24 protein-coding genes are annotated in these 23,376 nt (G+C 61.4%); 11 read left to right on the top strand and 13 right to left on the bottom strand.

Annotation, left to right across the window (positions count from 1 at the left end):
• Positions 1–124: 124 nt before the first annotated feature.
• The 4 genes from AC0JZ4_RS20305 to AC0JZ4_RS20290 form a co-directional block, all read right to left on the bottom strand.
• On the bottom strand, positions 125–1,141 hold the full coding sequence (locus AC0JZ4_RS20305; protein ID WP_471888310.1) for a zinc-dependent alcohol dehydrogenase family protein: 1,017 nt from the start codon (positions 1,139–1,141) through the stop codon (positions 125–127).
• Positions 1,142–1,602: 461 nt separating this feature from the next.
• Entirely contained in the window at positions 1,603–2,811 is a 1,209-nt protein-coding gene (pcaF, locus tag AC0JZ4_RS20300; RefSeq protein ID WP_471888309.1) for a 3-oxoadipyl-CoA thiolase, read from the bottom strand.
• Positions 2,808–3,503: a CoA transferase subunit B gene (locus tag AC0JZ4_RS20295; RefSeq protein ID WP_471888308.1), complete on the bottom strand. Its 696-nt coding sequence runs from the start codon at positions 3,501–3,503 to the stop codon at positions 2,808–2,810. The genes pcaF and AC0JZ4_RS20295 overlap by 4 nt, the downstream gene beginning before the upstream one ends.
• A complete protein-coding gene (locus AC0JZ4_RS20290) occupies positions 3,500–4,207 on the bottom strand; it encodes a 3-oxoacid CoA-transferase subunit A (RefSeq protein ID WP_471888307.1) in 708 nt (235 codons plus the stop codon). Before AC0JZ4_RS20290 ends, AC0JZ4_RS20295 begins: the two co-directional genes overlap by 4 nt.
• 141 nt (positions 4,208–4,348) lie before the next feature.
• On the opposite strand from AC0JZ4_RS20290, the gene AC0JZ4_RS20285 reads away from it, so the two are divergent.
• A complete protein-coding gene (locus tag AC0JZ4_RS20285) occupies positions 4,349–5,110 on the top strand; it encodes an IclR family transcriptional regulator domain-containing protein (RefSeq protein ID WP_471888306.1) in 762 nt (253 codons plus the stop codon).
• A gap of 63 nt (positions 5,111–5,173) precedes the next feature.
• On the opposite strand, the gene pcaQ is transcribed toward AC0JZ4_RS20285, so the two are convergent.
• Positions 5,174–6,103, bottom strand: coding sequence for a pca operon transcription factor PcaQ (gene pcaQ, locus AC0JZ4_RS20280; protein WP_471888305.1), 930 nt, complete (start codon positions 6,101–6,103; stop codon positions 5,174–5,176).
• A 93-nt stretch (positions 6,104–6,196) separates the two neighbouring features.
• On the opposite strand from pcaQ, the gene pcaD reads away from it, so the two are divergent.
• Genes pcaD through AC0JZ4_RS20255 form a run of 5 tightly spaced genes read left to right on the top strand, consistent with a single transcriptional unit; the run spans position 6,197 to position 9,888 of the window.
• Entirely contained in the window at positions 6,197–7,015 is an 819-nt protein-coding gene (pcaD, locus tag AC0JZ4_RS20275) for a 3-oxoadipate enol-lactonase (protein WP_471888304.1), read from the top strand.
• Entirely contained in the window at positions 7,008–7,418 is a 411-nt protein-coding gene (pcaC, locus tag AC0JZ4_RS20270) for a 4-carboxymuconolactone decarboxylase (RefSeq protein ID WP_471888303.1), read from the top strand. The genes pcaD and pcaC overlap by 8 nt, the downstream gene beginning before the upstream one ends.
• Before the next feature lie 3 nt (positions 7,419–7,421).
• Positions 7,422–8,171: a protocatechuate 3,4-dioxygenase subunit beta gene (gene pcaH / locus AC0JZ4_RS20265; RefSeq protein WP_471888302.1), complete on the top strand. Its 750-nt coding sequence runs from the start codon at positions 7,422–7,424 to the stop codon at positions 8,169–8,171.
• A gap of 2 nt (positions 8,172–8,173) precedes the next feature.
• Positions 8,174–8,785: a protocatechuate 3,4-dioxygenase subunit alpha gene (gene pcaG, locus AC0JZ4_RS20260; RefSeq protein ID WP_471889045.1), complete on the top strand. Its 612-nt coding sequence runs from the start codon at positions 8,174–8,176 to the stop codon at positions 8,783–8,785.
• 47 nt (positions 8,786–8,832) lie between these two features.
• Entirely contained in the window at positions 8,833–9,888 is a 1,056-nt protein-coding gene (locus tag AC0JZ4_RS20255; protein ID WP_471888301.1) for a 3-carboxy-cis,cis-muconate cycloisomerase, read from the top strand.
• A gap of 10 nt (positions 9,889–9,898) precedes the next feature.
• On the opposite strand, the gene AC0JZ4_RS20250 is transcribed toward AC0JZ4_RS20255, so the two are convergent.
• From AC0JZ4_RS20250 to AC0JZ4_RS20220, 7 genes are all read right to left on the bottom strand, one after another.
• Positions 9,899–10,939, bottom strand: coding sequence for a Gfo/Idh/MocA family protein (locus tag AC0JZ4_RS20250; protein WP_471888300.1), 1,041 nt, complete (start codon positions 10,937–10,939; stop codon positions 9,899–9,901).
• Between the two features lie 11 nt (positions 10,940–10,950).
• A complete protein-coding gene (locus tag AC0JZ4_RS20245; protein ID WP_471888299.1) occupies positions 10,951–11,778 on the bottom strand; it encodes a shikimate dehydrogenase family protein in 828 nt (275 codons plus the stop codon).
• A 21-nt stretch (positions 11,779–11,799) separates the two neighbouring features.
• Positions 11,800–12,528, bottom strand: coding sequence for an amino acid ABC transporter ATP-binding protein (locus AC0JZ4_RS20240; RefSeq protein WP_471889044.1), 729 nt, complete (start codon positions 12,526–12,528; stop codon positions 11,800–11,802).
• A gap of 100 nt (positions 12,529–12,628) precedes the next feature.
• Entirely contained in the window at positions 12,629–13,270 is a 642-nt protein-coding gene (locus tag AC0JZ4_RS20235) for an amino acid ABC transporter permease (protein WP_471888298.1), read from the bottom strand.
• A 10-nt stretch (positions 13,271–13,280) separates the two neighbouring features.
• On the bottom strand, positions 13,281–13,949 hold the full coding sequence (locus AC0JZ4_RS20230; RefSeq protein ID WP_471888297.1) for an amino acid ABC transporter permease: 669 nt from the start codon (positions 13,947–13,949) through the stop codon (positions 13,281–13,283).
• Between the two features lie 20 nt (positions 13,950–13,969).
• Positions 13,970–14,413 (bottom strand): type II 3-dehydroquinate dehydratase, encoded by a 444-nt coding sequence (locus AC0JZ4_RS20225; protein WP_471888296.1) that lies wholly within the window; start codon positions 14,411–14,413, stop codon positions 13,970–13,972.
• A gap of 107 nt (positions 14,414–14,520) precedes the next feature.
• On the bottom strand, positions 14,521–15,351 hold the full coding sequence (locus tag AC0JZ4_RS20220; RefSeq protein ID WP_471888295.1) for a transporter substrate-binding domain-containing protein: 831 nt from the start codon (positions 15,349–15,351) through the stop codon (positions 14,521–14,523).
• Positions 15,352–15,538: 187 nt separating this feature from the next.
• On the opposite strand from AC0JZ4_RS20220, the gene AC0JZ4_RS20215 reads away from it, so the two are divergent.
• The 4 genes from AC0JZ4_RS20215 to AC0JZ4_RS20200 all read left to right on the top strand — a co-directional run bounded on the left by AC0JZ4_RS20215 (position 15,539) and on the right by AC0JZ4_RS20200 (position 20,845).
• Entirely contained in the window at positions 15,539–17,428 is a 1,890-nt protein-coding gene (locus AC0JZ4_RS20215; protein ID WP_471888294.1) for a bifunctional sugar phosphate isomerase/epimerase/4-hydroxyphenylpyruvate dioxygenase family protein, read from the top strand.
• A 101-nt stretch (positions 17,429–17,529) separates the two neighbouring features.
• On the top strand, positions 17,530–18,204 hold the full coding sequence (locus AC0JZ4_RS20210) for a GntR family transcriptional regulator (RefSeq protein ID WP_471888293.1): 675 nt from the start codon (positions 17,530–17,532) through the stop codon (positions 18,202–18,204).
• A 26-nt stretch (positions 18,205–18,230) separates the two neighbouring features.
• Positions 18,231–18,908: a GntR family transcriptional regulator gene (locus AC0JZ4_RS20205; RefSeq protein WP_471888292.1), complete on the top strand. Its 678-nt coding sequence runs from the start codon at positions 18,231–18,233 to the stop codon at positions 18,906–18,908.
• A 392-nt stretch (positions 18,909–19,300) separates the two neighbouring features.
• On the top strand, positions 19,301–20,845 hold the full coding sequence (locus AC0JZ4_RS20200; protein WP_471888291.1) for a GGDEF domain-containing protein: 1,545 nt from the start codon (positions 19,301–19,303) through the stop codon (positions 20,843–20,845).
• A gap of 160 nt (positions 20,846–21,005) precedes the next feature.
• On the opposite strand, the gene AC0JZ4_RS20195 is transcribed toward AC0JZ4_RS20200, so the two are convergent.
• Positions 21,006–22,118: a type 1 periplasmic-binding domain-containing protein gene (locus AC0JZ4_RS20195; protein ID WP_471888290.1), complete on the bottom strand. Its 1,113-nt coding sequence runs from the start codon at positions 22,116–22,118 to the stop codon at positions 21,006–21,008.
• A gap of 414 nt (positions 22,119–22,532) precedes the next feature.
• Here AC0JZ4_RS20195 and AC0JZ4_RS20190 point away from each other — a divergent pair, with 414 nt between their 5' ends.
• Positions 22,533–23,327: a transglutaminase-like cysteine peptidase gene (locus AC0JZ4_RS20190; RefSeq protein WP_471888289.1), complete on the top strand. Its 795-nt coding sequence runs from the start codon at positions 22,533–22,535 to the stop codon at positions 23,325–23,327.
• Positions 23,328–23,376: the final 49 nt, after the last annotated feature.

Below are 23,376 nucleotides of genomic sequence, written 5' to 3'. Positions count from 1 at the left end.
CGACAGGGGCCTTCACGCGCACATTCGGTTCACGCCATCCTGCTCACGGAGCAGGACATATAAAACGAGATCCGGCGGCAGCCCGAAAACGGGCCGCCGCCGGATCATCATATCCGCCTGTGGATTAGACGCGCAGGAGCGCCTTGATGGCCCGGCGCTCGTCCATGGCCTTATAGCCCTCGGCAACATCCTTGAGCGGAACTTCCAGATCGAAGACCTTGCCGGGGTTAATCTTGCGGGTCATGACCAGATCCATGAGATGCGGCAGGAAGCGGCGCACGGGAGCAGGGCCGCCCAGCATGCCAACCTGACCAAAGAACAGCGACTGACCATCGAGCTGCACACCATGGGGCACGCCGACATAGCCGATCATGGAACCGGGACGGGCAACCTGCAGTGCCTGGTTCATCGATTCCTGCGTGCCGACGCATTCGAGCACGGAATCGGCGCCGATCCGGTTCGTCAGCTCCTTGATCTTGGCGATACCGGCTTCGCCGCGCTCGGCAACGATGTCGGTGGCGCCGTATTCCAGCGCCAGATCCTGGCGGGACTTGTGGCGGCTCATCGCGATGATCCGCTCAGCACCCATCTGCTTGGAGGCCAGCACGCCCATCAGACCAACGGCGCCATCACCAACGACAACAACGGTGGAACCGGGCTGAACGCGTGCCGCATCGGCAGCGTACCAGCCGGTGCCGAGAACGTCGGAAACAGCCAGCAGGCTGGGGATCAGGTCTTCGGACGGCATTTCTGCAGTGGCAAGCAGCGTGCCGTCGGCAAGCGGCACACGCGCCAGCTCGGCCTGCGCGCCGGTCATGAATTCGCGGTGTTCGCAGGACGACTGGAAGCCGGCCAGGCAATGCGGGCAGGTGTTGTCGGACAGGCAGAAGGAGCCGACGACGAACTGACCGGGCTTGACGGTGGTGACGGCGCTACCGACTTCGACAACGACGCCGCAATATTCATGGCCCATATGCATCGGCTGGGCGATGTCGTTCAGGCCACGATACGGCCACAGGTCCGAGCCGCAGACGCAGCTGGCCGCCAGGCGGATGATCGCATCGGTCGGATGAATGATCTTGGGCTCTGCGACTTCTTCGCAGCGAACATTGCCAGGGGAGTAGAGAACGGTTCCCAACATTGGGCAGCTCCTTTTTCATGATTGAGAATGGCGGCCCATAGATTGCAGGCAGGTGTCGCCATTGTCCTTGCCAGCGCCCTTCTTACAGAAGGCACCAGCAAGCGATTAGACGCATAATTCGCAATGGGCTTATGCACTCATGATATAAATGGAGGCGCCATGAATTTTTCGGCCGATACCTGAAAGCACCTTTCAGACCTCATTTCCGCGCGACAGCTGCTGCCGGCCGTCTTCACTAACGGCCGGTAGCATGATGATCAGAGCTGCGACGACATCAGCTCGTCGACACAACCGTCGCGGCGCTGACAAAAAGGCTGAGGGGCGTCGCGATCTTCATCTGAATGATCACGGGAGACAGGACGCGTCCGCCGTCGGCCGGTGGAAGGCCATCTGCCGACAGGGTCGGTCCGCACTTTGCGACGGCAAGCCGCCGGCTTCCATCATCCGGCGACTGTACAACGTCAGCCGGCTTTCCCGATCGCGATGGCAATGCCCTGCCCCACTCCGACGCACATGGTCGCGAGCGCATGCGCGTGTCGGCCGAGCGCGAGCTCCAGCGCTGCCGTGCCCGCAATGCGAACACCGGACATGCCGAGCGGATGGCCGAGCGCGATCGCGCCGCCATTCGGGTTGATACGCGCGTCATCTTCAGCAATCTTCAGTTCGCGAAGGACGGCGACCGCCTGCGACGCGAAGGCCTCGTTGAGCTCGATCACGTCGAAATCCCCTGGCGAGAGCTTGAGCATCGCGCAGAGCTTGAGTGTCGCCGGCACGGGTCCGATGCCCATGACACGTGGTGCAACGCCTGCGGTAGCACCTGCCATGATCCGGGCGATCGGCGTCAGTCCGTATCTGGCAGCAGCTGCCTCCGACGCGATGATCATGGCCGCCGCGCCATCGTTGACACCAGACGCATTTCCGGCGGTTACCGTGCCGCCCTCTGCCTTGAAGGGCGTGCCGAGCCTGGCAAGAGCCTCGATCGTGGTTATGCGGGGATGCTCGTCTTGCGACACCACGATTGCATCACCCTTGCGTTGCGGAATGACGACCGGCGCGATTTCCCGCGCAAGCCTGCCGCTTTTCTGCGCCGCCGCCGCCCTAGCCTGGCTTAGAACCGCGAATTCATCCTGGTCAGCGCGCGACACCTTGTACTGTTCGGCGACATTCTCTGCGGTCTCGGGCATGGAATCGACGCCATATTGCCGCTTCATCGCGGGATTGACGAAGCGCCAGCCAATGGTTGTGTCATGGATCTCGGCATGGCGCGAAAACGCCGCGTCCGCCTTGGGCATGACGAATGGCGCCCTGCTCATGCTTTCCACCCCGCCGGCGATCATCAGCTCGGCTTCACCCGCCTTGATGGCACGGGCGGCCGCGATGACGGCATCCATGCCGGAGCCGCAGAGCCGGTTGATCGTCGTACCCGGAATGGACAGCGGCAGGCCCGAGAGCAGAACCGCCATTCGCGCAACGTTGCGGTTATCCTCGCCGGCCTGATTGGCGCAGCCGAAGATGACGTCGTCGACAGCCTCCCAGTCGACCGAAGGATTTCGTTCGATCAGCGCCTTGAGCGGGATCGCCGCCAGATCGTCGGCGCGGACGGATGAAAGCGCACCGCCGAACCGGCCGATAGGCGTGCGGATATAGTCGCAGATATAGGCATCGCTCATGCGGCTTCTCCCGAAATTTGTGGCACGACGAGATCCTTTACGGCACCCTCTACATGCAGTTTCGCCCCGGTCATGGCCTGCAGATCGCCGAGAGTGATCGCCGCCAGTTTTTCGCGCAGCAGGAAGCGCCCGGCAGCCACGTCGATCACCGCATGGCTCGTGTAAATACGGGTTACACAGGCGACGCCGGTGAGCGGAAAGGTGCAGGCCTCCACCAGCTTCGGCTCGCCGGTCTTGGCCACATGTTCGGTGATGACGAACACCTGCCTGGCGCCATGCACCAGGTCCATCGCACCGCCGACAGCCGGCACCCCCTTTGACCCCACCCGCCAGTTGGCGAGATCGCCCGATTGCGACACCTGCAGCGCGCCGAGAATGGCGACATCCAGATGGCCGCCGCGCACCATGGCGAAACTGTCGGCGTGGTGGAAAAAGGCGGAACCCGGCTTGAGCGTGACCGCCTTCTTGCCGGCGTTGATCAGATCCCAGTCCTCTTCGCCAGGCTTCGGCGCCTCGCCGAAATCCAGTATGCCATTCTCCGTGTGGAAGATCGCTTCGCGGCCGGGCGGCTGGTAGCGTGCGACCATTTCCGGGAACCCGATGCCGAGATTGACATAGGCGCCGTCGGCGATGTCCTGAGCCGCCCGCCATGCGATCTGGGCGTTGGTGAGCTTCGCGGCTTCGATTGTCATGCGTAGACCTCCCCGGCCCGGATCAGATCCTCTTCCTGAGCGGGATTGGCGACCTGAACGACATGATCGACGAAGATGCCGGGGGTGACGACATGTTCGGGATCGATACCACCCGCCGGCACGATCCTCGTCACCTGCGCGATCGTCCTTGTCGCCGCCATGCACATCAGCGGATTGAAGTTCCGCGCCGCCTTGTTGTAGGTGAGGTTACCGTGCGTATCGCCGAGATGCGCCTTGACGATGGCGAAATCGGCTTTCAGCCAGCGCTCCTGCACATAATGCCGACCATCGAACTCGGCGACCGGCTTTCCTTCGGCGAGCTCGGTGCCATAGGCCGTCGGGGTGTAGAAAGCCGGAATACCCGCCCCGCCCGCCCTGATCCGTTCGGCAAGCGTGCCCTGCGGCACGAGTTCGAGCTGGATCTCTCCCGCGAGATAGCGTTCGGTGAAGGCGCGCGGATCGGAGGATTTCGGAAACGAGCAGATCATCTTTTCGACCATGCCCGCATCGATCATCGCGGCGATGCCGATACGGCCGTTGCCGGCATTGTTGTTGATGACGGTCAGGCCGCGTGGCCTCTTGTCGATCAGCGCGTGGATCAACTCGATCGGTGCGCCTGAGCCGCCGAAGCCGCCGATCATCACCGTCGCACCATTACCAATCGTCGAAACTGCCTCGGAAAGGCTACCGATTGTCTTGTCCATCCACTCCTCCTCAAGGCCAGGGACATGACCGGCCCTAAGAAGGACCCGTGACGGCATCAGTAACGCGAGCCCTTCTCGACCTCAATGAATATGTGCGATAATAGATATTTGTTTCAATAACGCACAAAACAGGATGAGCGCATGACCACAAGGCAAAGCGACATGATGGGCGGCCTCGCCAAGGGCCTGCGGGTGATCGAGGCATTCACAGCCGAAACACCGCGGCTCAGCATAGCCGAGGCGGCAGCGATTGCCGGGCTTGACCGGGCAACGACCCGTCGCTGTCTGCTGACGCTGCATGAGCACGGATACTGCGCCTATGACGGCAAGTTCTTCACCGTAACGCCGCGCGTTCTGCGGCTCGGGACCGGTTGCCTGGCGACCATGCCGCTGCCGCGCATCGTCCAGCCCTGGCTCGATCGGCTGTCGGAGGACATCGGCCAGAGCACATCGGTTGCCATTCTGGATGGCGGCGAGATCGTCTATGTGGCGCGCGCCGCACAGCGCAAGGTCATGTCGATCGCCCTGATGCCGGGTTCGCGGCTGCCGGCCTACTGCACCTCCATGGGCCGGGTCATGCTGGCGGCACTGGCGGAAGATCAGGCGCGTGCAGTGCTGGAAAGCCAACCTCTCGCATCAAGGACACAGCAGACATTGACCGAGGTGGACACGATCATGAAGGAACTTGCGCGCGTGCGCGTCGAGGGTTTCGCCGCAGTCGACCAGGAGGTCGAGGAAGGACTGCGCTCGATTGCCGTGCCCTTGAAGAATGCACGCGGCACGGTCGTCGCGGCGTTGAATACCGGCCTTTCCGCTTCCTCGGCACCGATGGAGGAGATCATCCGCGCCCACCTGCCGAAGCTGCGCGCAATCAGCGAGGAACTGCGCAGCGTGCTTTCGTGACGCGATCCGCACCGCACCTCGCGGCCCGGACGATGGCATTGCCTGCTGTCTCCGCAGGCTGCTTCAGTCCACGATCCGGACCCGCGCTCCCGCCGCCTCCCGGATCGTCTGCATCAACAGCGACAGGGCGACCGAGGGAATGATCTCCGTGCGCATCGTCAGGCCGACCGGGCCACGGGTTTCGGTCGTGTCGATCGGCAAGGTCCGCAACCGGCCGTCCTCCACATCGCGGGTGACGACGCCGGCGGAGATGATCCACACCGCATCGCTCGACAGGACGAAGGCACGACCGAAGGCGTCCGACACGGTCTCGATCTGGCTTGGAAGGTTCGATGCGCTGTTGGCGATGAGAAACTGGTCGACGAACGGCCGGATAATCGACGATTGCGTCGGCATCAGGATCGGGAATTCACCGAGCCGGGAGAAGACGGAACCCGACGTGTCGAGAAGCGGATGCCCGGCGCGCACGGCAAACACCACCTGTTCCGAATAGAGATGCTCGAACACGAAACCCGCCATGCGATCGGCGCTTGCCAGACGCCCGACCACGAGATCGAGATCACCGAAGCGCAATTGCTCCAGAAGAACTGCATTCTCGCCGGTGACGATCTTGATGCGGCTCCAGGTCTTTTCCTTGAGAAACAGGTCGATCGCCGCGGGCATGATGTGGGACGAGACGGTCGGCAACGCACCGATGCGCAGCATAGGCGCATCCCCTCCCCGCTCATGGGAGACGGAATCCAGCCCCTGGCGCAGCGCCGACATCGCCGCCCCCGCATGCTTGAGAAACACCTCGCCGTAACGGGTGATCCTGATGCCACGCCCCTCCCGCTCGGTCAGCGCGACACCCAGCACCTCCTCCAGCTCGCGGATCGTCTTGGTGACGGCCGGCTGGCTGATGTTGAGCACACCTGCCGCCTTCACGATGCTCCTGTAACGGGCAACCTCGGTGAAGGCCTGCAGATGACGGAATTTGACGCGGTTTTCGCTCATCAGATATATAACCAAATGGATATGGGTTTTGACCAATAACTCATTTTACCTAACCGTTTTAATATACCAAGATCATTTCGGGAGAGAGCAGTCATGCAGTTCGCACGCATCAACGATGTGGCCATCCATTATCAGGTAATCGGCGGGCCGGCGGGCAAGCAGGTGCTTGTTTTCGTCAATTCGCTCGGCACCGATTTCCGTATCTGGCGCGACGTCGTCATCCGTCTTGCCGGCGATTTTCCGATCCTCATCTATGACAAGCGTGGCCACGGCCTTTCCGATGTCGGCACCACGCCCTACACGATCGAGGATCATGCCTCCGATCTGGCCGGGCTGATGGATATGCTGAAGATTTCAGGCGCGGCCGTCTGCGGGCTTTCGGTCGGCGGGCTGATCGCGCAATCGCTCTATGCAAGTCGGCCAGACCTCGTCGCGGCGCTCGTCCTCGCGGACACGGCGTCGAGGATCGGCACTGTGGAGATGTGGAATGCGCGCATCGCCGCCGTCGAAGCCGATGGGATTGCCGGCATTCTCGATGCGGTCATGGACCGTTGGTTCACGCCTGCATTCCGTAGCCCGGACAATGTCGCCTTCCGCGGCTATTGCAACATGTTGCTGCGCCAGCCGGCGCAAGGATATGCCGCAACCTGTGCCGCGATCCGCGACGCCGACTATACGATCGAGGCGGCACGCATCGCCGTTCCGACACTTTGCCTCGTCGGTGATCAGGATGGCTCGACGCCGCCCGCCCTCGTCCGGGAGACGGCCGCGCGCATTCCGCAGGCACATTTCGAAATCATCGCCGATGCCGGCCACATCCCCTGCGTCGAGCAGCCGGAGGCGATGACCGCGGTCATCAAGGCTTTCATCCGCGATGCCGTGACCAGACAGGGAGGACCGCCGCATGGCTGACACCGAAACCGGCAGGCATCGGCTGGGCATGGAAACACGGCGCTCCGTGCTGGGCGATGCCCATGTCAACCGGGCAAGTGCCAACATGACGGAATTCGACGCGCCGTTCCAATCGCTGATCACCGAGGCAGCCTGGGGTCACGTCTGGTCGCGACCCGAGCTGACGAAGCGAGAGCGCTCGATCGTCACCATCGCACTGCTCGCCGCCCTCGGCCAGGACGAGGAGGTGGCCATGCATGTCCGGGCGACCGCAAATACCGGAGCGTCACGGGAAGACGTGCGCGAAGCGCTGCTGCATGTCGCGATCTATGCCGGCGTGCCGGCCGCAAACCATGCCATCAAAATCGCCAGGCGGGTCTATGAAGAGGTGGACACCGCACGGGCCGCGGAGGAGGAGACCTGAAGCATGCCCACCCATTCCAACCAGCGCCCGGAGAGCGGCGCATTCCTCGCGCGTGACCGCGGCTGGCACGCCCCGCCACTGACGCCGGACTACAAGACATCGATCCTGCGCTCGCCGCAGCGCCCGCTTCTATCTCTCGACGGAACAATCTCGGAGATCACCGGCCCAGTCTTCGGCCATTCGATGATCGGCGAACTCGATGATGATCTGATCCACAATTACGCCCGTCCCGGCGAAAGCGCGATCGGCGAGCGCATCATCGTGCATGGCCAGGTGCTCGATGAAAATGCCAGGCCGGTGCGTGGCGCGCTTCTGGAATTCTGGCAGGCCAATGCCGGTGGCCGCTATCGCCACAAGAAGGAAACCTATCTGGCGGCGATCGATCCCAATTTCGGCGGCTGCGGCCGCACGATTACGGACGATGGCGGGCATTACGCCTTCAGGACGGTGAAGCCCGGTCCCTATCCCTGGCCGAACGGGGTCAATGACTGGCGCCCTGCCCACATCCATTTCTCGGTTTTCGGCCATGGCTTTGCGCAGCGGCTGATTACCCAGATGTATTTCGAAGGCGACCCGATGATCTGGAAGTGTCCAATCGTCCAGACGATCCCCGATCGCGCCGCGATCGAACAGCTGATTGCGCCGCTAGACTGGGGACAGACGATCCCCATGGATGCCCGCGCCTTCAAATTCGACATCGTCCTGCGCGGTCGCCGTTCTACGCTGTTCGAAAACCGGCTGGAGGGAAATTGATGGTGCAGGATCTTCGTCGCTTGAAGGAAACGCCTTCGCAAACGGCCGGGCCTTACGTGCATATCGGCCTGACGCCTAATTTCTGTGACATCGGCGGCGTCTACGAGACCGATCTCGGCACCACGATGGTCAACGACAAGACGCTCGGCGAGCGGATTGCCCTGCGAGGCCGTATCTTCGATGGAGCCGATACCGTACTGCGCGACGCCATGGTGGAGATCTGGCAGGCAGACAGCGCCGGTTTTCACAACAGCCCGTCCGAACTGCGCGGCACGGCGGATGCCAATTTTACCGGTTGGGGCCGCTGTCCAACCAGCGCTGAAGACGGGTTCTTCCATTTCGACACGATCAAACCCGGCCGCGTACCCTACAAGGACGGGCGCTGGATGGCGCCCCATATCACGCTCTGGATCGTCGCCCGCGGCATCAATATCGGACTGCATACCCGCGCCTATTTTTCCGACGAGACCGAGGCCAACGCGGCCGATCCGCTGCTGTTGCGCATCGAGCATCGAGCGCGTGTCGACACCATGATCGCGCAGCGCGACGGCGATAGCTATACGATCGACATTCACCTCCAGGGACCGAAGGAGACCGTATTCCTGGATATCTGATGCGTCGCTGCGATCCGAATTCCATGAGCTCAGCACCTGGACAACCGATGGCCTTTTCCGCATTCGAGCACCCCTTCCTGTCAGGCCTTCTCGGTGATGAAGAGGTCGCAGAACATCTGTCGGCGAAGGCCGATATTACCGCCATGCTTGCCTTTGAGGCCGCGTTGGCAAGGTCGCAAGCGAAAGCAGGCCTCATCCCGGCAAGATCTGCCGAACGTATCACCGATGTCTGCCGTCGTTTCGCACCGGACATGCCACGATTAAAGGCAGCGGTCGCCAGCGATTCCGTCGTCGTGCCGGAACTGATCAGACAGTTGCGGCAGGCCATCGACGGTGACGAGGCCCAGCATTTGCATTTCGGCGCAACCAGCCAGGATGCCATCGATACCGCACTGATGCTGAGACTGAAGGCGATACTGCCGCTTCTTGCCGGCCGGATCGACGGTATCATTGCCACTCTGGACATGCTGGACCACGCCTTCGGCAAGAGAATGCTGATGGCCTATACGCGCATGCAGGCCGCCATCCCGATCACCGTATCTGACCGGTTGCATGCCTGGCGCGATCCGCTGCTCAGGCACAGCCACGCGCTCGGCCGCATCGAACTGCCGCTTCAGTTCGGCGGTGCGGCAGGATCGCTCGACCGGCTCGGCAGCGCAGCCGATCAGGTTCGCGCGGCACTTGCGCTCGAACTTGCACTGGCGGATCGTCGCCAGTGGCAGAGCCAGCGCGAACCTGTCGTCAACATCGGCCACTGGCTCTCGCTCGTCACCGGCGCGCTAGGCAAGATGGGACAGGATATCGCCCTGATGGCGCAGGCCGGTAGCGAGATTGGGCTCGCCGGCGGCGGAACGTCGTCGGCGATGGCGCACAAGCAGAACCCCGTTGCTGCCGAAACGCTGGTAACGCTCGCACGTTTCAACGCCGTACAGGTCTCCGGCCTCAACCAATCCCTCGTACACGAACAGGAGCGGTCGGGCTCCGCCTGGACACTCGAGTGGCTGATCCTGCCCCAGATGCTGATGGCGACGGCCTCGGCACTCCGTCTCGGCCAGGAGCTTCTTGCGCAGATCGAACAGCTCGGCGCGTCCGACACCCCGTGACCGGCAAGCGTCAGGGACGAACGGGCCGCCGTTCCCGCGCCGACCGGACTATGGCCTCGATAGTCGCCAGCGTCATCATTCCGTCGCGAGCTGAGACGAGCGGCTTTGCTCCATTGGCGATAACGTCGATGAAATGGGCGAGCTGATTGTCATAGGCACGGCTGCCGTCGAGCGTGACATGCCGCTTCAAAAACGGCTCCTGCCAGTGCCCATCACCCGTCTCGTGTTGCCACAGGTCCATCATCGGCAGCGCCAGCGCCGCACGGGTGCCGGAAAAGACATAGGCGTTTTCGGGCTGGTGGGGGAAATAGAGCGCCTGCCCCGCGGCCGTATCCCAGTTGTACGGAGAAACGGCCACGTCGCTCATCAACATCGTGCCGAGTGCACCCGATGCGAAGCGAATGCCGATGCTCGCCGTATCCTCCACCTCGAAGCCCCGCACCGCATTGGAGGTAAATGCCATCACCTCGTCGATCTCGCCGCAGATGAAACGCAGGCAGTCTATGTCGTGGATGAGGTTGATCAGCAACGGCCCGCCACCCGGTTGCCTGCGCCAGGCCGCATCGAAATAGCTCTCCGGCTTGTCCGCCATCCACATGGCATTGACCGCCACCAGACGGCCGAGCGCACCCGCCGTAATCATGTCGCGCGCCTTGGCGATGTCCGGACTGTGCCGTCGCTGATGACCGACCAGCACCGCGACATTAGCGCGCTCCGATGTTTCGACGATCCGCATCGCCGCATCCAGCGTGTCGGCCACTGGCTTTTCCACCAGGCAGGGAATGCCGCGCTCGACGCAGGCAATTGCCGCATCCGCATGAAGGGCATTCGGCAGGGCGATGATCGCACCCTCCGGCTTTACCGCGTCGAGCATCGTCCGGAAGTCGGCAAAATATCGCGCCGCATACGCGTCAGCCACGGCTCTTGCCGCGTCCGACGGGTCGGCAATCGCGACAAGATCCGCACCGGGCGTTCGAGACAGTAACTGCGCATGCTCGCGACCGATCAGGCCGGCACCGAGCAGCGCTATTCTGAGGGGCGATGCGCTCATCTTGCCCTCCATCAAAGCCGGGCGACCGAGCGGAGATCCTCCGCACTCGTCGTCGGCAGGCCGAAGAATTCCAGATAGGCCGGGATCTGCTCGAACAGCATGTCCGTGCCGACCTGATACTGGCACCCGAGAGCACGCGCCGCGGCGAGGAAAGGCGTTATCTCCTTGCTGAGCACGACCTCACCGACAAAGGCGGACGGTGCGATGCGCGTGACGTCGAACGGCAGCGGATCGCCGTCATTCATGCCAAGCGGCGTGGCGTTGATGACAATGTCGTAACCGGCCGGATCGGAAATGCCTGTTTCAACCTTGAGCGCCGGGTAGTGAAGTCGCAACCGCGCGGCCAACCCTTCCATCATCGATGCCGACGCATCGGATAGCGCCAGCTCGTCGATGCCCGCCTTGGCAAGCGAGGCGGCGATCGCCGATCCGACGCCACCTGCGCCAGCCATGATCGCCCGGCCGCTCTCGATCCGACGCCCCCGCCGCAAAACACCACGCACGAACCCCTCGCCGTCGAACATGTCGCCGAGCAACGTGCCGTCCGCCTTCAGGCGCACCGCGTTGCATGCCCCGGCCACCTGCGCATTCTTGGAAACTTCGCCAAGCAGCGCCATCGTGGATATCTTGTGCGGCATGGTGATCAGCGCGCCATGGATATTCGAAAGCTTGAACACGAGTTTGAGAAAGGACTGATAGTCTTCCGGCCGGCACCCCATCGGCACCACGACCGCATCGATGCCGTTCTTCTCGAAATACGGATTGTAGATCAGCGGCGCCTTGAACGAATGCGTCGGATACCCGAGATGGGCGATGAGTTTCGTATTGCCGTTGATCATCGGCGTTTCCCTGTAAGCCCGCTAGTGCCCGAGGATTTCACCCAGGAATTTGCGGGTGCGCTCGTGGCGGGGGTTGGAGAAGAATTCGGATGGCGGCGCCTCCTCGACAATCGCGCCGCTGGCCATGAAGATCACCCGGTCGGCGACCTGCCGGGCAAAGCCCATTTCGTGGGTCACGCAGATCATGGTCATGCCCTCTTCCGCCAGCCCGATCATCGTATCGAGCACTTCCTTGACCATTTCCGGGTCCAGCGCCGAGGTCGGCTCGTCGAACAGCATCACCTTCGGACGCATGCACAGTGCCCGCGCAATCGCCACGCGTTGCTGCTGGCCACCGGAAAGCTGTGCCGGATATTTATCCGCCTGTTCGGAGATCTTCACCCGTTCGAGCAGCGTCCTTGCCCGATCTTCCGCTTCGGCCCTGGAAAGGCCGAGCGCCCTCATCGGCGCCAGCATGCAGTTCTGCAGTACCGTGAGATGCGGGAAGAGGTTGAACTGCTGAAAAACCATGCCGACCTCGCGGCGCACCGCATCGATCGTCTTCGGCGAGTGGCCGAGCAGGAGACCGCCGACATGGATCTCCCCTTTCTGATAGGCTTCCAGGTGGTTGATGCAGCGGATCAGTGTCGACTTGCCGCTGCCCGAAGGCCCGCACAGCACGATCCGCTCGCCCTTGGAAACGGTGATATCTACATCGTGCAGCGCCTGGAAAGCACCGTACCACTTGCCGACGCCGGACATGCTGATCATCGGTTCCCGGCTGTCTGCCCGACTGGCGGCCCGGTTGGTGGTCTCTGTCATGGGTGAAGCTCCGAAATGGTCTGTTCTGTTGTCCTGATGCGCCACATCGTCAGCGCATCGCGGCGGCAAAGCGGCGTTCCAGATGTGCGCCCCAGATGGTCAGCGGGCAGCACATGATGAAATAGAGGGCTCCGACGATGCCGAAGACGGTGATCGGCTGGAAAATCTGGTTGGAGATGATGTTGCCGGCACGGGTGAGCTCGGTGAAGCCGACGATCGAGGCAAGCGAAGTCCCCTTGATCAGCTGCACCAGGAAGCCGATTGTCGCCGGCAGCGAGATACGGATCGCCTGCGGCAGGACCACATCCTTCATGCGTGAGACATAGCCCAGCGCCAGGGCCTTGGCGGCCTCCGTCTGGCCCCGCGGCACGGCCTCGATCGAGCCGCGCCAGATTTCACCGAGATAGGCGCTGGCATGCAGGGTAAGGCCCACCGAGACCGCCGCCCAGGCATCCATCCGGATGCCGATCAGCGCCAGCCCGTAATAGACGACGAAGAGCTGCATCAGCAGCGGCGTGCCCTGAAAGACGGCGATGTAGAAGGCCGTCATGCGATCGACGATGGCGATGCCGGATGTGCGTGCCAGCGCCACGACAAGTCCCGCGACCGAGCCGCAGACGAAGGCAACGGCAGACAGAGCGACGGTCCATTTCAGACCGATGAGAAGAAAGACGAATTCCTCGCGACCCATGGGGATGTCCTCACTTCACCGGATAGCTGAAATAGCGGGCGGAAAAGAGCGCGAAGATGCGCATCATCACCCAGGAGATGACGAGGTAGAACGCCGTCACGGTGAAATAGACCTCGAAGCTGCGAAAACTGTCGGATTCGATCCGTTGCGACACCGATGTCAGCTCATAGGCCGAGATTGCCGAGGCAATGCTGGTCGACAGCGTCAGAAGCACGAACTGGCTGGTCAGCGACGGATAGATCGCCCGGAGCGCCGGCTTCAGGATGATCAGCCGGAACACCTCTGCCTTGTGCAGGCCGAGCGCCAGCCCCGCCTCCATCTGCCCCTTGGAAATCGACTGCACGCCGCCGCGGATGATCTCGATCGCATAGGCGCCGCCATTGATGCCGAGCGCAATGATAGCCGTCGGTGTGGGATCGAGCCTGATTCCGGCCAGAGGCAGTGCGAAATAGATAAAGAATATCTGCACCAGGAAGGGCGTGTTGCGGATCAGTTCGACGAAGCCGATCACCAGCCAGCGCAGCGCCGCGTAGGGCGACTGGCGCAGGATCACACCGACGATGCCGATGACGGTGGCGAGCAGCATCCCGCAGATGGCCAGCGTGAACGTGCCTAGACAGGCCGCAAGCAGGCTCGGCAGTCCGTCGATGACGGGGGTGAAGTCCAGTGTGTAATTCATGGCGTTCCCTTGCGACGACCTCAGGACTGCTTGATCATGCCGGCCATCGCCTCGATGGCGAGTTCATAGCCGCGGGCGCCGAAGCCGATCATGATGCCGCTCGCGGTGCGCGAGATCAAAGAGTTGTGGTAGATGCTCTCGCGCGCATGGACGTTGGAGATATGCAGCTCGATCTTGGGCCCATCGAACATCTTGAGCGCATCGAGAAGCGCGATGGAGGTGAAGGTATAGCCGGCCGGATTGATAATGATGCCGCAGGCATCGCTGCGGGCCTGATGGACGCTTTCCACCAACTCGCCCTCGAAATTGGTCTGACGGAAATCAATCGAAAGGCCCAGCCCGCCCGCCTTCGCCTCGCATGATGCGCGAATATCGGCGAGGGTCGTCGTGCCGTAGATTTCCGGCTCCCGCTCGCCAAGAAGGTTGAGATTGGGGCCGTTGAGAATGAAGATTGGCTTGCTCATGGGGACATGCTCCAGCGGCACCGGCACCAGGGCATCAGCCCGGCACCGGCACTGGGAAGGCGTGTGTCAGCACGCCGGAACGTGCAGACATCGCGAAAAGGTTCGGATCAACCCGCGGTGAACGAAATGCCTTCGAGGCTCGTCGGGAATTCCGGAACAGGCACCTTCATCCACTTGTCGTAGATCGTCTTCAGCTCGCCATTGGCCTTGATCTTGTCGATGAAGGCATTCACCGCCGCATTGAGTTCCTTCTCGCCCAGGCGGGTGCAGGCACCGTTATAGAGCTTCTGGAATTCGAGCTTGTTCTCGTATTTTCCCGGAACCGCCTTCTCGACACGATCGAGGTAGAAGATGTTGCCGCCGAGCGCATCGACCTGGCCGGATGCGAGCGCCTGAACGCTTGCCGCATCGCCATCATAACGCCGGATCGTCGCAGTGGACGGCGCGTTCTTGGTGACCTGCGTATCCTGAGCCGCACCCTTGGCAACGCTGATCGTCAGGCCTGCCATGTCCTCGTTGGACTTGATCGACTTGTCCTTCGGCCCGATGAGCACGATGGCGTTGGCGTTATAAGGCTGGCTGAACTGCACCGCCTTGGCGCGGTCCGGCAACATCGCCATCGTTGCGAAAAGGATATCGACGCGACCGGAGGTCAGCGCCGGGATGCGGTTATTGACTTCCAGCGGCACGAATTCGACCTCGACACCAAGCTCCTTGGCAAAAAGAGTGCCCATTTCCGCATCGAAACCATCCTGCTTGCCGGCGCTGGTGACAAAGCCCCAGGGCGGATTGTCACCCTGGATGCCGACGATGATCTTGCCTCTGGCCTTGATTTCATCCGGTGTAATGGCTGCAGCTGGCTGTGCCAGCACTGCGGTGGCGGCAAGCGCAAGGCTTCCCAGCAACATTTTACGGCGCTTCAATACGAAATTGAACATGTGATCCTCCTCCAAAGACCTAATGCGGCATGCCAGCTTCCTCCAGCTGACAATCGGCAAGTTGCCATGAGATCGACCCCGCATCAACATAGTTTTTTAAAAATCTATGATGTTTTTTGTTTGCTCACCAAATTGTGGTTATAATATATGCTAAAGAGGCTCGGGAGGAGCGTGTGAGGAGAGCGCCATGAAGACGTCCATCGCCACGGTTTCGATAAGCGGAGAATTTCCGGAAAAGCTGGCGGCCATCGCGGCCGCAGGTTTCGACGGGGTGGAAATCTTCGAAAACGACTTCCTCACGTTCGATGGAAGCCCGGCCGATGTCGGACGCATGGTGCGCGACCACGGGCTGGAGATCACCCTTTTCCAGCCCTTCCGTGATTTCGAGGGAATGCCCGAGCCTCTCCGAAGCCGGACTTTCGATCGCGCAGAACGAAAGTTCGACATCATGCAGCAACTCGGCACCGATCTGGTGCTGGTCTGCTCCAATGTCTCGCCCGCAGCGCTTGGCGGGATAGACCGGGCGGCTGCGGATTTTCACGAACTCGGAGAGCGCGCCGCCAAACGCGGCCTCAAGGTGGGCTATGAAGCGTTGGCGTGGGGACGCCATATCAACGATCACCGCGATGCATGGGAGATCGTTCGCCGCGCCGATCATGCCAATATCGGCATCATCCTCGACAGCTTTCACACCCTGTCACGCAAGATCGACATAAATTCGATCCGCTCCATCCCGAAGGACAAGATCTTCATCGTCCAGATGGCCGATGCGCCGCTTATCGACATGGACCTGCTTTACTGGTCACGGCATTTCCGCAACATGCCGGGCGAAGGCGATCTGCCCGTTGCCGAATTCACAGCGGCGGTGGCCGCAACCGGTTACGACGGCTATCTATCCCTGGAAATATTCAACGACCAGTTTCGCGGCGGCTCCCCGAAAGCCATTGCCGCGGATGGGCATCGTTCGCTGATCTATCTGGGCGATCAGGTGCGCCGCAGCCCCGATGCGACGACGTTGACGGTGCCGGACATGCCGGAGCGCGCCGCCGTCCATGGTGTCGGTTTCGTCGAATTCTCTGCCGACGAAACCGATGCCGAAAATCTCTCGGCCATTCTTCGCACGCTCGGTTTTCGCCGGACCGCCGTTCACTGCAGCAAGAAAGTGTCGATCTTCGAGCAGGGAGACATCCGGCTGCTCGTCAATACCGATGAGCAGGGCTTCGCCAATGCTTCCTTCGCCGTGCATGGAACATCCGCCTATGCGGTGGCGCTTAAGGTGGATGATGCCCGCAAGGCCTTTGCGCGGGCGACCGCATTGGGTGCGGAGCCCTTCATCCAGCCGGTCGCAGCCGGCGAGATCGAGATCCCGGCCATCCGCGGCGTCGGTGGCGGGCTGATCTACCTGATCGACGACCACAGCGAACTCGGGCGTTTCGCCGAGATCGATTTCAGACCGGTGACCGACGGCGCCGATATCGCGCCCACACGTTTGCGGCATGTCGATCATGTGGCTCAGACCGTTGCCTATGACGAGATGCTGACCTGGCTGCTTTTCTACAATTCGATCTTCGAGACCCACAAAACACCGATGGTCGATATTATCGACCCCGCCGGTGTCGTGCGCAGCCAAGTGGTTGAGAATGCATCGGGCAGTCTGCGGATAACCCTCAATGGAGCCGAAAACCGCCGCACGCTGGCCGGCCATTTCATCGCCGAAAAATTCGGCTCCAGTGTACAGCACATCGCTTTTCAGACGGATGATATCTTCGCAACAGCGGCAGCGTTGCGCACCAACGGTTTCCAGACGCTGGCGATATCATCCAACTACTACGGCGACCTCGAAGCGCGTCTGGGCCTCGACCCGGATCTCACCGAACGATTGAAGGCCGACAACATCCTCTATGACCGCGACGATCACGGCGAATACTTCCAGCTCTACAGCTCGACCTTCGGAGAGGGCTTTTTCTTCGAGATCGTACAGCGCAGCGGCTATCGCGGGTATGGCGCGGCCAATGCCATTTTCCGCATTGCCGCACTCAGAAAGGCCCTTCGGCCGGAGGGCGTTCCGAGACTTTAGGCAGGCATCCAGTGCTTTTTGTCACCTGAGCGACGATAACATTTGAGAAGCCGAGGCGTTCACGATTATATGAGGATAAAAGAAATGCCCGAGATATGCTGATGCTTATGGAAACACCCATCGAAACGGTTGCCGAAAGCACCTATCAGCGGATCAGGGCCGACATCATTTTCGGAAGGCTGTATCCCGGCCAGAAACTCAAGCTCGAAAAACTCAAGGACGGCTACACGACCAGCGTCAGCACGCTGCGTGAAATCCTCAACCGGCTTTCCTCGGAGGGGCTTGTGACGGCGGAGGGGCAGCGCGGTTTCGAAGTGGCGGCCATTTCGGTGGCGGACCTCAAGGAAACGGCGGAACTGCGCCTGCTTCTCGAAACCCATGCACTGGCCCAGTCCTTCGAGAATGGCGGCGTCGACTGGGAAGCGAGACTGGTTTCGGCTCACTACAAGCTGGCCCGGATGGAACAGATCATGGCCAGCGGCGATACCACGCGGGCAGAAGACTGGAAGCGTTATGACTGGGAATTCCATCAGGCGCTGATTTCCGCCTGCGGCTCCAAACTGCTGATGGACACGCACTCCGTCGTGTTCGACAAGTATCTTCGCTACCAGATGGTCGCGCTTTCCTACCGCGGCGATGTCGCCGCCAACGAACATCAGGACCTTCTGGACGCCGCGATGAGACGGGATCAGAAACTCGCCATGGACGTGCTCGAACGACATATCCAGGGTGGCGTGGAACACGCGCTCACCAGAAAGCCGCTGTCGCAAGCATGAAACACCAGCCACCAGTTCAATCCGGAATGCCGCCATCGCAAAACTCCGGCGACAGCGTCAGCGAAACGGTATTCCGGCAATTGCGCGAGGACATCATCCTCGGCGTGCTGCCGCCAGCGACGAAGATCAAACTGGAACAGGCCAGGCAGCGCTATTCGATCAGCGTATCCTCGCTGCGGGAAATCCTTTACCGGCTGACGGCGGAAAATCTGGTGGTGGCCGAAGGACAGCGCGGCTTCGAGGTCAGCCCTGTTTCACGGCAGGAACTGATGGAACTTGCCGACCTGCGCATCGTACTGGAATGCCATGCGATCGGCCTTGCCTTCGCGGCAGGCGATCTGGAGTGGGAAGGACGGATCGTTGCGGCCCACCACCGGCTGGCCGCAGTGGAGCGAAAGCTCCTCGCGGGCGATAAATCGCGCACCATCGATTGGGTCCGCTACGATTGGGAATTCCATCAGGCCATCGTTTCCGCCTGCAATTCGGCGACGCTGATGCAAAACCTGTCTTCCGTCTTCGACCGCTTCCTGCGCTATCACATGCTTGCCGAGAGCTTTCGCGGACAGGCCGTCGTCGTCGATCACCAGTTGCTGTTCGAACTCGCCCTGAGGAAAGATATCGCAGCGGCGAAGGATTGTGTGAGGCGGCACATTCAGAGCGGCGTCGATCACATTCTCGAACACCAGACGCATCTTTGGCGCTGAGCGTCCCTCATCGGGGAAGTTGGCATGCACGCCTCTGACGGACATCTAGCCGAATAACGGCCAGATCGCTGCATTCCCCGCGCTTGGGATGGCAGACACCGTCTCGCCGGTCGCGATCATGCGAGGGTAGCGGCAACACGGCTTTCGTGTCGGCAAACCGAACCGCTGGTTTTTCCCAACCCCTTCACCCGCTGCCATCCCGGCGTAACCGCATTGCAATATTTGCCTTATAGCGTCCCAACATGTTCTGGGCCGGTCTCCGAAAATCGCTCGCGGCGATCTTGTTGAGTTTCGTGATGGTGGCATCCGTTGGTGCCGCCCCCATTGATGCGTCGGCGGCAAGGCAAGTACACAGCTCCTGCTGGGCATCCAGCAACCTCGCGGATGAGTTGGTGAGGATCGCAAGATCTCCCGAAGTCTGGACCTGCGGAAGTGAAGACTATTCGCTTGAAGGCGCGCGGGTTCTGCTGCGTTTCGAGATAGATCCCCATGTCCCGCCGCCACGCTACATCCTGTCGAGGCGAAGCGCTCTTGAGGCGGTGCATCTGCTGGCAATCGACGAGAGCGGCGCGGTGCGCCAGACGTCGTTTGCATCGGGCGACCTGCAAAGCTCTCTGCGTGGCGGATATTTCAAGGCCGCACTTCCCGAGATCAACAGTGAGACCCGGCAGGTCGTCGTTGCGCTCGATCTGCCGAGCCATCGAATGACACTGGAACGCGCGTACCTCGCGACCTCCGACATCGCCCTCGACCAGGACTTCGTCCGTTCACTGCTGCTCCTCGCCCTCCTTGCCGGCATGTTGTGCATGCCGCTCATCTTCAACGCGGCCTTCTACCGGATTCTGCGTGAGCCATTCGTGTTCTGGCATTCGGCGCTAACGGTATCGCTGCTGCTGACCATCCTCGTATCCTCGGGATTGGCCGTTGTGCTTTTCGATCCGCCGGCGATGACGCTGAGCTGGATGACGACGGTGATTTTCGGCCTCACCGTTGCCTCGGGTGCGATGTTCACCCACAGTTTCGTCGAGCCGGACCGCATGCATCCCGTTCTTCGGCGGGCGCTGCTCTACTCCGCGCTCTGGGCGATGTTTCTAAGCACCTTTCACGCGGTGTTCCCGTATGTGGCCCGGCCGGTCCAGTCGACGGTCTACACGGCGGCCTTTGCGCCGATCCTTGTGATCTTCGTCGCCTCGCTTGCCGATGCGCTGCGCCGGGGCAGCCGCGCCGCAAAATTTCAGGCCATAGGGTATGTGCCGGTCGTCATGGCCGGATTGATCCGCCTCGTGACCGGCGTCGTGCCTTGGCTGGAAAGCAATGATGCGATGCTGCTTTTCTATATAGGCTGCGTCTGCGAGGTTTTGTTCACCACGCTCGGCGTTGCCGATCGCTTCATGTCGCTCAGGCGCCAGAGAGACCAGGCACGTTTCGAAGCGGATGCCCACAAGCACGTATCCGAGCGCGACACGCTGACCGGCCTGTTCAATCGGCGGGCAATCGATCAGTATTTCGAGAAATACCGCGCGGATGGGTTTACGGCCCTCGCGGTGCTCGATCTCGACCATTTCAAGTCGATCAACGACGTCTACGGTCATATCGTCGGGGATTTGGTGCTGAAGGCCGTGGCCGACGTCTTGAAGGCGGACCCGCAGGTTCATGCATTTCGCCTCGGCGGCGAGGAGTTCGTTCTTCTGCTGCGCGGCGACGACGTGCGACTGAAGGCCGAGCGCCTGCGCCAGGCAATCCCCGGTGCCGTCGCAGGTGCAGTCCAGGGCCTCGGGCGAAGCGTGACCGCCAGTATGGGCATGACGGATGCTCCGGCTGACACCGAAATGGGCTTCGCGGAGCTGTACCGCCGGGCGGATAAGTTGCTGTACGAGGCGAAGCATGCCGGCCGCAATCGCGCCAAGGTGATGCTCGCTCAAGGGAGCGAAGGGTGACCTTTCTTTTCTCCGCATCCCACGCGCGGAGGACGGACAGGATGAGAGTTTCCGGCAGCTCCGGATTTCAGCGTAACAGGCCTTGTCGGCTCACTCTGCCCAAGCCGGCACGTCAGGCGCCCTTCGGTTAAGACCGGAGCCTAGTTAAAGAAATCCGATATCAAAAACTTTCGGCACCGGCCTCGACCGGCGCCAGTCGCCCGCCGGTTACCTTGTAGAGGCCAAGCCGGCGCTCCACCCGCCCATTCGCCGACAGGCGGAACAGCCCGGTCACACCGCGAAACCCCGTCTTGCTGGTCAGTGCTTCCGGCGTGATCGCCACCGCTCCGGCGCTTCTGGCGATGCCGACGGTGATGGCGATACTGTCGTAACCGAGCGCCGCATTGATGGAGAACGGCCGCTTGTTGGCAGCCTCGTATCGCGCACCGATCACGCGCATCGCTTCCGGATCTGCCGTGGCGACGATCGCACCGGCAGCCGACGGGTCGGCATAGAGACTGTAAGGCCAATGGCTGGTACCAACCACCTGCAGCGAAGGCGCTGAGGCACGCAGAAGCTTGAGCGCACCACCAACACCATTGCCATCGCCCATGACCAAGGCCGCCTTGGCGGCATCGAGCATGGGCTTGCTGCGAACCATACGATCCATGCCATCTCCCGCCTGGTAACGGATCACACCTGTCACCGAGCCGCCCGCCTGGGCAATGGCAGCTTTCAACTCGGCCTCGTCGGATGCCGACAAGCTTGCCGGGACCAGAACCGCGATCGCCTTCTGCCCGGCGCCAATCGCGTGGCGTACGCCGCCAACGGCGCTCGAAAGCTCATCGAAGCTGAAATTGAATAGCTTCGGCCCGGAAACGGGCGCAGCCAGATTGATCAACACAGGCCGCTGATCCGCCGCGACCGCAGCGACGGCCGATGTGCTGGCCTGCGGCAGGAACGAAACGAGCAGGCCCGAACCGCGGCCGTTGGCCGCCGAAACCACGCCGGGCGCGGAGGTCGCCCCGGAAGCCACATCTACCACCTTGATCTGCATCATCGCGGCTTCGTCCAGTTCACGGACCGCCAGTGCGGCTCCGTCACGAATATCTCTGGACGCCCCCTCGTAATAACCGCTTTGCGACTTTGCCATCAGCAGCGTGATCTCATGCGATCCTCGCCCGAAAGTCTCCTCCACCAATGATGGTGGTGGCTTTAGCGCCTTGTCATTGGCCATCCTTGCGCCGATCGTCTCGGCCTCGCAGGAAGCAAGCGCCGCGATCCCGGCAAGCATCGCGCCAACCTTGAGAACACGACCAACCAAAACGAACGGGAGCGACCGTGATATCGCAAGGCGCGGTCCGGTAACGAGAAACGAGAAGCTTGAGAAATGCATCTGTATTGGACCGGCATGGCTTTCTGTCTTGCAACTCATGCATGCTAACGCAGGCAAAACGACTTAACAAGCGATCATATAAATACCGAAAATTTTACGAAATTTTTCGCTCGCAAATTCAATACTAAGTATCCATCCTCACGAACCAGAAATTCAGAGGCGATTGATAGTCTTTCCGTGCAAGGAGAGATCGAAATGCTTCATAATAAGAACAATAAAGTTGCATTCATTGCTTTCACAGCAGCGCTTTCATTTAGTTCCCAGCAAGCATACGCAAATCAACCACAAGTATCGACGCTGGCAGCCCCGAAGGTGGCAGCTGTTGTGGAAGCCGTCGCAACCTATCTACCGCAGCCTTTTGCAGCCTTTGCCTCCGTCGCCACTTTATCGGTCGATCTTGCCATCGCCGCAGCAAACGGGACCGGTTCGGCAGCTCAGAAGTACACCACCGCCATAACTCCGGTGGCGCTCAAGCCGGATAGCCGCCCCACCGGCATTCCGTCCGGCGCCCTCAAGGCACCGTCCGCCGGTGCCTTCGATACGGTCGCCGTACCGTTCAAGCGCCTTCCGGCCCTGAAAAAGCTGGCGCCTTCGCTTGCGGAGATGGAAAAAGGCATCGCCATGAATGTGGCCATGACCGGCGCCTCGCAGGCGTCGCTGCGCGACAAGCTCAACGCCGTCAATGCCGCCATCAACAAGGCGATCACCTACCGATCCGACATGGAAACCAACGGCGTGGCCGATCACTGGAGCACGCCGAGCGAGACGCTGGCGCGCGGTCAGGGTGACTGCGAGGATTTCGCCATCCTGAAAATGGCAGCGCTGCGCGCCCAGGGCGTCGATCCGGCCGCCATGAGCATCATCGCACTGTTCGACCAGAAGCGCGGCCTCTACCATGCCGTCCTTTCGGTAGAAGTATCCGGCCGTCACTTCATTCTCGACAATGTCCGCAACCAGGTTCTGCAGGACAGCCAGATCCCCGAATATGTCGCCCTCTATTCGATCCGCGGCGGCAAAGGCTTCCTGCACGGCTCGCAGCGCCAGAAACAGATCGCCAGCGCCATCACCTCGCTGGACAAGGTCGCTCCCGGCGCGGGCGTGAACTGAGGCGAGCAGTCCAGAAAAACAGCGCCGCGGTTTTGCGTTCGGAAGTACG

It is taken from the genome of [Rhizobium] kunmingense (assembly GCF_977018605.1).
This window is presented reverse-complemented; position numbering and strand designations above follow the sequence as displayed.